Here is a 12855-nt window from a genome sequence, read left to right as displayed (position 1 = left end):
CTATTTTTATGTTAACGCATAAGCCAACTGTTAGACACACATAATTATAAACATAGGCTGCTGTATACTATAAAGTAGGGAAAAGCGCCCTGTCCGATTGCGGTAACACTCGGACAAGACGACTACTCCAAATGTTGAAACAACCAACAAGGGAGCATATTAATTATGTCACAACCTCGGTATAATGAAGAAACAAACGAGACGCGCCATGCAGCTACAAGCGAAGAGGCTTGCACTAATATGGAAGAAAAATACGGTTGGCAGCTTAAAAATGTAGAAGAGACTGGCAATTCTATTTTGAGCGTTGATTGCATTTTTGATGGAAATTGCGAGTTTCCACCGTCGCCAATGGACTTGAGTCAAGGTGATTACCTGAAGGAGAGAAAAGGAGATGCGTAAATACATTATTTTCAGAGCCCAAAAAGGTGAACTGGAAAAATACCGTTCACTCACTGAAACTAAAGTTGGAGAAAGCTTTTACCGAGTAGCTAATGTAGGCTCGGTTAAGTCATTGATTTGGACATTAGCTGAACATTATGACTCTAGCGATCGGCCATCCCCAGCACCGGGCTATCGTTTAACAGAAAGCGTAATTGTGCCAAGTGCGATCGCCCCAACGTTTCCCACTGCATCAACTCATTTCAGAGACAGTGGCTGGGAAGTTGTGAAAGTTCACGAATACACCCCTGAAATTCCGGCCCCCTATGGCGCAGAATTTGACTCAATTTGTATCTGCTATTGCGCCTATAAGCCAATAGAAAATGCTCCACTCAAACAATACCAGCGATCGCCTGTCACCCTTGATTCATTCGGAGGCGATCGAGCTGCTTACGATCGTTGGCTAGAATCGCAAAAACAACCTGCTGAAGTTTAATGAACAGGACTGACTGGCGGGAGAGTATAAACCGGTTTTTTGAGCCCTCATCCGTCAGTCAGATTAACATTTTTACCGAGATTTGACAACGATAAAACCGAGAGAAAGCCGACATATCTTGTAGTAAAATTAACTCTAATATTAGTGGTTAGATCCTATGGTAAAAGCTAAAATATAGATAACTTACAAATAAATATTACTATCCATGAAAATACAATCTTCCGTCTTAGTCCACCTAGGATTTGGCAAATATGTGCGATCGGACCGAGTAACAGCAGTCATCCCAATTGAAGAAGAACGCGGCCCCGGACGGCGCACTTTCGTGCACGTAGACGGCGAACCAGACCCAATCGTTGCTTCCCGCGCTGAAGACACAATTATCCGCGATTTGGTCCAAGAACCACGGGAAATTACTCAAGCTCGCCAACAACAGGAAATACTCCAAGATTTGCTCGCTGATTTGAGCAATGTTAACGTCACTGTGCGCCGGATTAGCCGCGATGAAGGTGGACTAGACCTCGAACTTTTAGAACGTCGCATTCGCCAAATTTTAGAAGTGTAAAAACAAAAGACCGCCCTGCGGTCTCCCTCCCAGTCCGCGCAGGCGGACTTTGTTTGTGTAGACGCGGTTTCTAACCGCCGGAATTGATTACCAACCTCTGAAACAAAGTCTACTTCAAAACAACTTTGATATCCGACAAACCCGTAAGTTTTTCCGTCACAGGTGGCTCTTCAATTCGCGGTACATAGACAGTTAATCCCCCCGGTATACACTCGATCGATAGCGGTGTCATGCCGATAATTTCCCCATCTAAAACAACTTTTTGAGGTGGATCGGTAGTAATTTTGATTTTTTTGGCTCGCATATAACCTATGTCATCCCGATCGCTCGCATTCCCAGTCAAAGCAGTTTGCAATAGGTGATAAGAAGCTGCGATCGCCCCCGCTTTATTCACAGGTGCCACCAGAGTCACATCCAGCAAACCATCATCAAAAATAATCCCCGCCGGCCCTTGAGCTAAAATAGAAGTAGGTGGCGCGGCATTCGCCACCGTAACAGCCACAGCAGTAACACTGACGATCTTATCTTCAGTTTCGATTTCCGCTTCAAACCTTTCTAAGTTATTTAACTGTTTAATCCCCGACAAAACATAAGCCAACATTCCCCAGCGATTTTTCATTTCGCGATCGGCTAATTCCACAGTTTCCGCCTCAAAACCAACTCCCGCCAACAAAACCATCGGCAGTTCACCGTTACAAATACCCGCATCCACCACCCGCGTTAAGCCTCCCACAATCGTTTCGCAGGCCGTTTGAATTGTATTCGGCAGATCTAAAGCATTGGCAAAAGCATTCGCAGTTCCCCGCGAAATAATGCCCAAAGGAATATTTGTGCCGACAATCGCACCGGCAACCGCCGACAAAGTACCATCACCGCCGGAAGCAATAATGGACTCAACGCCTCTAGAAACCGCTTCTAGGGCAATTTCAGTCGCATCTAATTCAGGTGTGGTCAGCCGAATATCCAAGTCGATCTCAGATTCCAAAAGTTGCTGAATTAAAGCTAAATCTTGGTCGGGATTGCTTTGACCGGCCGCGGGATTAAAAATTAGGCAAGCAGAACGTTTCATAAATAATTCCTAACAGGTAATATCGTTTCCGGTTGTATCGGAATGATTAAACCACAGAGAACACAGAGGACACAGAGAAAGAGAAGAGAGAAATAATAATTCCGATGTCAACGGATTTGATATAAGTAGAAGGAAGAAGTCACCCCCTTCCAGCCCAGGGCTGTTTCATTCTCCCAAAAACAGGGATGAGTTAAGGGTAGTACCTTTCTTTGCCTACCCCGCCCAGCCCCCCGTGCCTGCCCCCCGTGCCTGCCCCAAGGGGGGAGAGGGAATCGGGGAAATTCAGGAAGTAAAGAGGAAGGAAGAAGTCGCCCCACTCTGCCTACTCTCCTGAAGCAGAAGCTAGTTCTAAAATTTTAACTAAGACTTGACAAAAGTCCACTCCAACAATTTTTTGGGGGCTTTATGCAAGGCTTCTTTAATTTCCTCGTTGCTGTCAAACTTGGCTTGATTCAAATAGGATGCTTCCACATTCACAGTAAACTTTTCTTCGCCAAAGGGCCAAGGAGTTACTGTCAGAAGTTCGTTGCTATGTTGCACAATATCGTACCGTTGGCCGTCAGGACCGACGCTAATTTCTAAAGCTCGTTCTCCAGCGGGTAACTCCCGGCAGCACAGAATTAAAGATAGCCGATCGCACCACTGGAAAAAAGCATAAGCAGACTCAGCATCCTCCTTTTTAATCTTCAATTCCTTGCGCCATTTTTCTTGATTTTCCAGTTGTTCATCCAAAAACTCGTCCAGTTCCTTCAACTCTCCCCGCTTTCCTTCAATGAGATAGCTCATGTGCATAGAAATCAGCAGGGCTACCCACCTACCACGATATAGCGCATTCTGCGTCATGGCTTTGAGTTTCGGCACACAAATTTCCGTTTGTAGCGTAAAGTCCAAGGGCGCGCCCGCCTCAGTTAAGATGTCTTCTTCCCACTCTTTTTCCAAATCGTCGTGATGGGAAATAGCTGCTATGGTTTCGTACAAGCGAAGGGGAGACTCAGAGCGCTTCCACTGTCCGCCAAGTTGCGCCGCCAGCAAAGCATGGGCGCGGTGATAAATAATTTCCCAACCAGTGGCGGTTAAGTTAGCAATCATGACAATTTTCTCCTTGGTAAGCTGGATTTTTTGTTGAAATAATCGATCGCACTTCGATGAGACATCTGGCACAATTCTGACGGGATAGGCATCAGCCTCCCCTAGACAGCCTATTTACCAGATGTCAGCTTGATTGTTGAGCAGCAACTGTATTAGTAATGCCCAAGGCCCAGATGAAAAAGCACCCGGAGTGATGGATGGATGCTAAATCACAAAAGGTTCGATCGCACTATCCTGCCACTTCCCGCCAAATCGTTCCGCCACCAAAGGTCGGACTCGGAACTTGGGCGGGGACCCATCCAAAACATCAATCCGCAAACACGAATAAGGACGGCGTTTCTGGGAACCTTGACCGCTGCGGCCGACATATAGCAAAGATTCCGCTACCGGGCGGCCGACTTTTTTTCCCTCCGCCGCTCGCCCCAACTCATATACTGGATAACCGGAAGCTTCCTCCAACACTGGCCCTTCGACACGCTGACGACGCAGACTGTGCCCGCTTCCCCCACAGACAATCCAATTAATATGAGAATCAGCGTGCCCGGTATCCCCAGTCCGCAGGTATTCCAGACAATGAGCGTGGCCAGTCAGCACTAAATCTACTAACGGACGCCCCCGCAACCCATCCCCAACTTCCCGCGCCACCGCATCGAATACCTCCCGTAAATGCCACCGAACAGCCAAAGTTTGAGCTTGATTCCACTTGGTCGCCTCAGTCACGTAGGGGGGATGGTGCAGGTAAATTACGCGCCCCCGCACCTGGGAATCAGCCCAAGATGCAATCAAACCTCGTTTCAGCCATTCGAGTTGTTCAAAGTCAGTAGCCGCGGTTTGGTCCGGGGAGAGTTGTTTGTCAATATCCATCAGCATTTCGTCAACTTGCGTTAATTTGGCACGCAAGTCATCTAGCTGTTCGGCTTCCGACGGAATTTCCGGCTTCAGACGAGCGGAGGTTTCCAGCATTTCGGTTTTTTCTTGCTCCAATTTCTCCCTTTCTTGTGCCAAATTCCGGCGAAGAAGGTCGCCCTCTTTGGTTTTTGGGAGTGGCAAAGGTTCGTTAAAGGTGTTGGAATCGAGAGCAAAGAAGTCAATGCCCCCACTGCGGAAACTGTAGTAACGGTTGGGTAAGCGGGTAAAGCGTCCTGGTTTGTAGCGCAAGCAGCGGCCGGTGTTGGTTTGAGCCGTGTAGTGGGTGTCTAGGTGGCGATCGAGTTCTCCCGGCAGTTTGTGAGCTTGCAGGTAGTCGAGAAAGGCTTTAGCATAGGCATTGCCGCGATCGGAACCGTGCCAGCCTACATCCAGATCTAACTTTGAGCCTAACAGGTGGCGCAGTGGCTGTGCCGTAGCCGAGAGAATGCCGTAGACGAGGGGTAAGTCGTAATAGTCGTGATTTCCCGGTACTGGTAGGAACGGAAAATTGAATATCATGCGATCGTAGGCAATCCGAGATGGCGTATCGCCACCCACTAGAAACTCGCGATAAGGGCGAATGAAGTTTTGCAAATAGTATTCGCTGGAACCGACTAGATAAACGACATCGCCTGTATGCAGCAGAAAACGGCAATTTTGGCGCTCGTGCAGCATCAGTTCCGCAACTTGGCGCTGGGGGTTGTGACCCCGGTGGTTGCCGGTGCCGCTGTCCCCTGCGACTAAAAACGAAAACTCTGGATCGTCTGGAACTCGATCGTCCAAAATTATCTTAGTTTGGTCGATCGCCCGATCGGCGATCGATTTATCTTGCCACCGTACCCGCTCTTTCATCTTGCGGACTTTTACCGAAATTGGCGGGTCGGACACGAATTTCACGCCACTTCATCTCCCAATAACTTGAGTTCCTAGTTAATAGTGCGACGAGCGATCGAGTTTTTGCATCTCTCTAAAAGCAGAAAATTGACCAAAAAAATGGGATACAAGCCCCGTCCTTTTAGGACGGCTTTTCTTGATTTCTAATATATTCCTTCAATACTTCTAGAGGTGCGCCGCCTTCTGTAACAGAATGGCGTTCTCGACGATAAACCGTTGTCATTTTTTGCAAACCAAGATATGATTTAGTGGCAGACCAATCTTAGCACAAGCCATGAAAGCACGATATCGCTACAGATTTTACCCGACCAGCCAACAAAAGCAGAGCATAGCTCAGTTGTTTGGTTGCGTCCGAGTGGTCTGGAACGATGCTCTTGCGTTATGCAAGCAGTTAGATAAAAAGCCAAGTTCGGCAGATTTGCAAAAAATCGTCATAACTGGGGCTAAGAATACTGAAGAAAGGGCTTGGCTTGGAGATGTGTCGTGCGTCCCATTACAACAATCGGTTGCCGACTTAGATGTCGCTTTCAAGAACTTCTTTAACTCCTGCAAGGGGAAGAGAAAGGGAAGTAAAGTCGGACACCCTAAATTTAAGAAAAGAACTAGCAGTCAATCTGCACGTTTTAGAATTGGAGGATTTTCCTTGAAAGGTGATGGTGTTTACTTGGCTAAAATTGGAATTGTCAGCCCAATTTGGTCGAGGGAGCTACCATCTGAACCTAGCTCCGTCACGGTAATCAAGGATTGTGCAAATCGTTATTTTCTGAGTTTTGTAGTAGAAATTCAACCCATTCCATCTGAGGCTAAAAATTCCAGCATTGGAATCGACTTAGGAATCCAAACTTTTGCAGTGATGAGCAATGGCGAAAAAGCCGAAAGTCCTAGCTATAAAAAACTAGACCGCAAGGTTCGCAAACTACAGCGAAAACTAGCTCGCCAGCCGCGTGATTCCAAAAGAAGAAATGTAACTCGCATCTTTATCGCCAAACTGCACAACAAAATTGCCGATACTCGCAAAGACTTTCTGCACAAATTGTCAACCAAAATAGTCAACGAAAACCAAGTGATTGTTTTGGAAGACTTGAATGTGTCAGGCATGGTCAAAAACCGAAAGCTTTCAAGAGCAATTAGTCAGCAAGGATGGTATGAATTCCGAACACTTTGCGAGCGTCAGTCCGAAAAGTTGGGCAGGGAATTCAAGGTAATTAGCCGATGGGAACCCACCAGTCAAATATGTTCAGACTGCGGCTTCAAGTGGGGCAAAATCGATTTGTCTATTCGCTCAGTGCTTTGTTTGAATTGTGGTACTGAGCAAGATAGAGACGAAAATGCTGCTAAAAATATAGCTCAAGTCGGGATGGGGAATCGCCACGACTATAAACGGGCGCAGAGGGATTGTCAGACTATGAAAGGTAGCAGAATCCTGTGAAGCGTCAAGAATCACCGTGCCTGATAGCCGGTGAGTATTTCAATCAAGCAGATATTACTTTAACTCAGAAGGAAAAGCTGAAAATTCATAAAGTAGTCCAGCAACTTTTGTCAACCCTCAACCCAGAAAAATTACTGTGAGATTGGCACCGCAGGAAGCTGACTTTCCACCATCCCAAAGCTTTTGTCGGCTTTACTGTAATTCAAGATACCGATCGCCTCTGTTTGACCCCTGGCCACAAATCTCGAAGTTTTAATGTTTTAAATTTCCTCTCTCCCCCTGTCTCCCCCCTTATCGCCTTCTGCCTCTGTCTCCCTGAAATGCGAGCAGTTTTGATTGATGAATCATGGCACGATCGCAACGCATTTTGATACCATTCAATCAAACGGAGGAATCAGGGAATGCACGGGAGGTGCGTAAATGGAACTCTTTGGAGAACAAAAACGGTGCTTGGATTGCTTAGTCACGTCGATCGAACAATTAGGAGGTCGAGTAGACGTTCCCAAGCTTGAGCAGATAGCCGAGCTCATCATTCAAACGATGAGGGGGCCTTGGCGCTATTTTCACACGTCGGAACATATTTTTGAGGTCGGGGGGTCTGTCGATCCGATCGAAGTGTTGGCGGCGCTATTTCACGACCTGGTGTACGTGCAAGTCGATCAGGGAGTAAATTTTAATATCAGTAGCGCCCTTTGTCCTTTTGTCAAGGAGGTGCGATCGCAGTTAGTGATTAGGGATGAAGCCGAACTCCCCAAGGATGCTATGTATGAGCTCGTGGCAGCCGTATTTGGGTTTGTCCCAGGTCAAACTCTCTCTCCCTTTCCCGGTCAAAATGAATTCTTAAGTGCGGTGATTGCAGGGAAATGTTTGGAACCTTTTTTGCTTCCTAGGACGATCGTTCAAATTGCAGCCTGCATTGAAGCTACTATTCCTTTTCGTGGAGTTTCGCCCAACGGTTTAAGTGCGATCGAACTTTTGCACCAGCGTTTGGCCAATGTAAATCGCGATTTTAATTTAGGATTAACAGATGCAGAACTCTGCGAAATTGTCAAGCGATCGGTCCGATTAGCAAATCGCGATGTCGAGAATTTTGCCTCTGCCAATTCCTCTAACTTCTTAGACAATACTTGGAATTTGATGCCCGAAACCAACCACGAATTGAGCAACGTCCATTCCTATACTGTGGGTGAATATCGCCGCTCCTTGCAAAAAATGGAAGGGTTTTTGAATTTCCTCAAACCCGAACTGGTTTTTCAGCAGTTCATGGAAGAACCGGACGATGAAACCTATACTAACATGATTGCCCGCACCAGAAAGAATATAGCAGTTGCTAAACTGTATTTGGGCATCAAGCTGATTACGATCGCCATTTTGGAAGCTCTATCCTACCGCTTAGGGCGCGATATTCCCCTCTCAACTATGATGGGAGAATTGCGCGCCCCAGGATTTAAAACCTCTGTTTTGGAAGATTACTTGCCCGACAAACAGATTGCCTACCCCTTAGAAAGTCAGTTGGAAGAAGAGGTTTTAGATTTGTTAGCAAAAGGACGCCATCAAGAATCTCGCTATGATATTAAAAACTCCCCCGTGGCTACGTTTATTATCAAATCTATCGGCTTTGCTGAAACAGAAAACTTTTTGAAGAAAGCTCACGATTTTTTTGCCGGCCACATTCTCTATGAAGAGCTTCTCTCCTACTGCGATGCCGAGGTTATTGACACCATAGCATCAGGAGTTATGAAACTTTTTGATAGTAGAAAGATAGCTTTAGGGAAAGTTCAATTAGCACCTAAGGTGATTTCTTAGAATATCATTCATTAGGCGAGCAAATTTGATATCTTCTCATCCCCCTTTTTTTTTAATTTTTGACCTTCTTCCCCCTTTTTTTAGGGGGAAGAGGGGGGATAGAAGCACTGATTATTATCCAACCCCTAGGGGTTAAGTAGTCTCATTCTTTTCGATAATGATAGTCATGTGAGCTACTAAAGCACCGATCGCCCCTACTGCTGCAATCACTGGAAACAACGCCGCACCGATCACTCCACCGACTACTCCCACCGTCAGAGGCACTTCTATCAATATCCGCCCCTCTTCATTTTTGATAATTATCCGGCGGATATTGCCTTCGTGAATCAGTTCTTTAACTTTAGCAACCAAATCATCACCATTAATCTTTAACTCCTCAACGGTCACTTTTTGCTGAGTATAAGCAGGGGTTTCTAGAGGTGGTACTTCCACACCACTAACTTTTTGGGGCGAAACTTTAGTGCCTACAGGTATCGAGTCAATTTCTCTTTCGCCGACTTGTTCTTGTTCGCGGTCTGTGTATGTGTCCATTCTTTCTTCTCCCTTCCTTTAGGTATTTTTTTTATATAATTACTCTAATTAACACCTAAATTGTTGTTAAGTCATCTTTCTTTTGGCTGATATTAACCAGAGCAAAAGTTATTCAGAGAATCATTCCCTCAGCAGCAATTAAGATTCGTCTCCACTCCTGTCTCTAGCCCTATCGCCTTCTCACCCCATCCCCCCTGGGCAGGGCTATTTCACTCTTGGTAGGGGCCGTGCCCCCGTGCCGGCCCTCATTGGCTGTGATGGAGGGTAGTCTAGGGACTGGGCGGGCACCATAGGTGTCAACTTAACTTCTAACCCAGTCAGAGACTGCTGTTTAACTATTAAATCTAGATCCCCCCTAGCCCCCCTTAAGAAGGGGGGAACAAGAACTTGCTCAAAGTCCCCCTGCCCCCAGTTCCTTGTGCCAATAGGCTAACTGTCTACCCCTCACCCCGGCATTGCCCCAGCTAGAAAAAGCCTCTAATCCAGACAGAGGAAGGATTAAAGCTATATTTTTACGGCTGACTGCTTGCGACTCAGCGACTGTGCAACTTCAAAAAGTGACATTGTACTGAAATGGCGATCGACTCATAGTTAATACACTTAGCACATCTAGTTCGGTAAATCGCCCATGAAAATCCTCACTTCCTACCCTCAAATTCGGCTCGAATCAAACTCTGTGAAATCGTCCGAAAAAGTCGCGCCGCCTGAAGTTCCCACCGTTAATATCCTAGAGTTTTTAATGAGAATTGCCTAAACAAAAACAGGAAGAAGAAGAAATTATGCTCCAACTTTTATCAAAACCCAGCCAACTGCAACAAGTCGAAGTTTCTGTTGACCAAAAGCCAGGTAAAATAGACAAGTTTCCTTTTTCTTCCCGTTTAATTTCAGTGTCAGATTTGCCAGCGACAGAATTTGAATATCAAGTAGGGGGAAGTTTGCCCCCAAATTCTCCTACCTATGTCACCAGGGCTGCCGATCGCGAACTTTACAAATCTTTAAAAGCCGGTGAGTTTTGCTATGTACTAACTTCCCGACAAATGGGAAAGTCGAGTTTGCGCGTACAAGCAGCCCGTCGCTTGCAAGCAGAAGGTACTGTCTGCGGTACTGTTGATATTACTGGCATTGGCACTACCGAGATGACTCCCATGCAGTGGTATGCGGGTTTTACTGGGACTCTCGCCAACAGCTTTAAAATTAAGTCGATCAATTTTAGGACTTGGTGGCGCGATCGAGAACACTTACCACCAGTATTAAGATTAAATGAATTTATCGAACAAGTATTACTTCCTTCCACAGAACGCAATATAGTTATTTTTATAGATGAAATTGACAGCGTTCTTTCCCTCAATTTTTCCAGCGATGATTTTTTTGCAATGGTCCGAGGATGCTACAATAAACGCGCTGAAAATCCAGAATATAACCGCCTTACTTTTGCTTTGTTTGGAGTCACGACTCCTCAAGATTTAATTGCTGATAAAACCAGAACCCCGTTTAATATAGGTCGCCCCATTGAACTCAAAGGATTTGCCCTCGACGAAGCAATCCCTTTAGCTCAAGGATTTTCAGAACAAATAGAAAACTCCCTAGAAGTGCTCAAAGAAATCTTGGAATGGACGGGAGGACAGCCTTTTCTTACTCAAAAATTTTGTAAATTAGCTTCGGAAAAATTAGGAACATCAACAAGTAATGACAGCGGAAATAACCCTAAATATCGAGTTGCTAACACTCAATTATTCATGGCAGATTTAGTGCATTCCAGTGCCCTCAACAACTGGGAATTTCAAGATGAACCGGAACATCTGAAAACAATTCGCGATCGCCTCCTGAGAAATCCGCAGCGCACGGCTCGTTTGCTAGGACTTTACCAAGAAATTTTGTCAAATCTCACATCTGTTAGTATTCTCAATAACAGGCAAGATACCTGTTCCATAAACACTGAATTTGATGGTGGGGTAGGCACGGAACTAGCCTTAGTTCAAGATAGTCCAGAAAAAATGGAATTATTACTTTCAGGTTTAATCGTCAAAGATGGACAAAGACTAAGAGTATATAATCCCATTTACGCCTCAGTTTTTAACCAAGAGTGGATACAGAAAGAATTAGCCAAACTGCGACCCTACTCGGAGTCGATCGCCGCTTGGGAAGTCTCCAATCATACCGACACTTCCCGCTTGCTGCAAGGTAGAGCGCTAGCAGAAGCGTTAAGCTGGGCCGCAGACAAAAGCTTGGGCGATCGAGATTATCAATTTCTGTCAGCCAGTCAAGAATTAGAAAACCTGCAAGTACAAAAAGCTTTATCCACAGAAAAAGCAGCGTCAAAAATATTAACCGAAGCCAATTTAGTCTTGACAAAAGCTCAAAAAAAAGCTAAGACAACAATCCAATTCAGCTTGCTAGGACTCGCTACCATTACTACGATTGCTACCGGCATTATAAATCACGCCCAACGAGTCACCCAACAAATAGAAAATCAAAAAAAACAAGCCATAATTGCTCAAATAGAAGCCCTCAACTCTACAGCCGATATTTCCCTAGCCTACGACCAACTAGGAGCTTTAATTGCCGCAGTTAGCGCCGGAAAAAAAATTAGAGAAATAGAAGTCTCTCCAGAACTCAAAGCACAGACAGTAAATAGATTACAGCACACGATCGATGCAGTGCGAGAACGCAATCGTTTGGCGAACGGACACACAGCTAGCTTTAGCCCGGATGGTAAGTTAATTGTTAGTGTCGGCGACAATTACAGTGTGAAAGTTTTTCAGCCAAACGGCAAGCTGATTTTGACTTTACCTGGACATAAACAGTCAGTTAGTGAGGTGGTATTCAGTCCTGATAGTAAGTTAATTTCTTCCACAAGTTTTGATAAAACTGTCAGAATTTGGGGCAGAGATGGCAGTTTGCAGCAAATTCTCAAAGGACACCAAGATTTAGTTTGGAGCGCTAGTTTTAGCCCCAAATTAGCACAAATTGCTAGTGCGAGTTCTGACAAAACCATTAAAATTTGGAGTTTAAATGGAGTTTTGCAGCAAACTCTCACAGGTCATACTAGACCGGTAACATCAGTGAGGTTTACTCCCGATGGAGAGATGTTAGCTTCCACCAGTCAAGATAAAACTATAAAACTTTGGAAACGCGATGGGAACAAGCAATTTAGACTTCATAAAACTCTTGTAGGACACAAAGATGAAGTGTGGGGCTGTAATTTTTCACCAAATGGCGAGATGATTGCGAGTGCGAGTCACGACTGGAGTGTCAAACTTTGGAATACTGAAGGAAAGTTACTCAAATCTTTAGCCGATTCTACAACTGGTGTGGGTAGTGTTAATTGGAGCACTGACAGCAAAACTGTGGCTGGGGGGAGTATGGATGGTAAGGTGAGAATTTGGCGCACGGATGGTACTTTGCTGCAAACTTTGAAGGGACATCCTGCGGATGTGTGGAGTTTGAGTTTTAGTCCCGATGGCAAAACTTTGGCATCTGCGGGTAAAGATTCGTCGGTAAGGCTTTGGAATCTGGATGCTACGACAGTGGAAGCTGGGGAACTTGACAAATTGCTGACTATCGGATGCGATCGACTCAGAGACTACCTACAATACAATCCGAATGTTGAAAAAGACCGACATTTGTGCGATCGCAAACAGAAAATCAATATACCTGATTTTTTCAATAAGTAGCGTATCTAAATCCCATTT

11 protein-coding genes are annotated in these 12855 nt (G+C 45.4%); 7 read left to right on the top strand and 4 right to left on the bottom strand.

All coding sequences use genetic code 11. The features are described from left to right. Positions 1 to 165 precede the first annotated feature (165 nt). From AAFP11_RS09905 to AAFP11_RS09895, 3 genes are all read left to right on the top strand, one after another. Entirely contained in the window at positions 166 to 399 is a 234-nt protein-coding gene (locus tag AAFP11_RS09905; RefSeq protein WP_341736905.1) for a hypothetical protein, read from the top strand. Further along, positions 392 to 874, top strand: a complete 483-nt coding sequence (locus tag AAFP11_RS09900) for a hypothetical protein (protein ID WP_341736904.1) — start codon at positions 392 to 394, stop codon at positions 872 to 874. Before AAFP11_RS09905 ends, AAFP11_RS09900 begins: the two co-directional genes overlap by 8 nt. A 205-nt stretch (positions 875 to 1079) precedes the next feature. Continuing rightward, entirely contained in the window at positions 1080 to 1436 is a 357-nt protein-coding gene (locus AAFP11_RS09895) for a hypothetical protein (protein ID WP_341736903.1), read from the top strand. 109 nt (positions 1437 to 1545) lie between these two features. On the opposite strand, the gene AAFP11_RS09890 is transcribed toward AAFP11_RS09895, so the two are convergent. From AAFP11_RS09890 to AAFP11_RS09880, 3 genes are all read right to left on the bottom strand, one after another. Next, positions 1546 to 2505 carry a YegS/Rv2252/BmrU family lipid kinase gene (locus AAFP11_RS09890; RefSeq protein WP_341736902.1) on the bottom strand — a complete coding sequence of 320 codons (960 nt, stop codon included), beginning with the start codon at positions 2503 to 2505 and terminating at the stop codon, positions 1546 to 1548. A gap of 360 nt (positions 2506 to 2865) precedes the next feature. Beyond that, positions 2866 to 3594, bottom strand: coding sequence for a DUF3891 family protein (locus tag AAFP11_RS09885; protein WP_341736901.1), 729 nt, complete (start codon positions 3592 to 3594; stop codon positions 2866 to 2868). Between the two features lie 204 nt (positions 3595 to 3798). Next, on the bottom strand, positions 3799 to 5400 hold the full coding sequence (locus AAFP11_RS09880; RefSeq protein ID WP_341736900.1) for a metallophosphoesterase: 1602 nt from the start codon (positions 5398 to 5400) through the stop codon (positions 3799 to 3801). Positions 5401 to 5671: 271 nt separating this feature from the next. Between AAFP11_RS09880 and AAFP11_RS09875 the strand changes: the two genes are divergently transcribed. From AAFP11_RS09875 to AAFP11_RS09865, 3 genes are all read left to right on the top strand, one after another. Further along, entirely contained in the window at positions 5672 to 6826 is a 1155-nt protein-coding gene (locus AAFP11_RS09875) for a transposase (protein ID WP_341736899.1), read from the top strand. Continuing rightward, positions 6823 to 6966 carry a hypothetical protein gene (locus AAFP11_RS09870; protein WP_341736898.1) on the top strand — a complete coding sequence of 48 codons (144 nt, stop codon included), beginning with the start codon at positions 6823 to 6825 and terminating at the stop codon, positions 6964 to 6966. The genes AAFP11_RS09875 and AAFP11_RS09870 overlap by 4 nt, the downstream gene beginning before the upstream one ends. Before the next feature lie 280 nt (positions 6967 to 7246). After that, positions 7247 to 8632 (top strand): hypothetical protein, encoded by a 1386-nt coding sequence (locus AAFP11_RS09865; protein WP_341736897.1) that lies wholly within the window; start codon positions 7247 to 7249, stop codon positions 8630 to 8632. A gap of 132 nt (positions 8633 to 8764) precedes the next feature. Here the strand turns inward: AAFP11_RS09865 and AAFP11_RS09860 are convergent, their stop codons facing one another. Then, on the bottom strand, positions 8765 to 9163 hold the full coding sequence (locus tag AAFP11_RS09860) for a DUF4342 domain-containing protein (protein ID WP_341736896.1): 399 nt from the start codon (positions 9161 to 9163) through the stop codon (positions 8765 to 8767). 746 nt (positions 9164 to 9909) lie between these two features. On the opposite strand from AAFP11_RS09860, the gene AAFP11_RS09855 reads away from it, so the two are divergent. Beyond that, complete coding sequence (locus tag AAFP11_RS09855) at positions 9910 to 12837, top strand: AAA-like domain-containing protein (protein ID WP_341736895.1); 2928 nt, start codon at positions 9910 to 9912, stop codon at positions 12835 to 12837. The last annotated feature ends 18 nt before the right edge of the window (positions 12838 to 12855 follow it).

This window comes from Microcoleus sp. CAWBG640, from assembly GCF_020883015.1.
Taxonomy (GTDB): domain Bacteria; phylum Cyanobacteriota; class Cyanobacteriia; order Cyanobacteriales; family Microcoleaceae; genus Microcoleus; species Microcoleus anatoxicus.
This window is presented reverse-complemented; position numbering and strand designations above follow the sequence as displayed.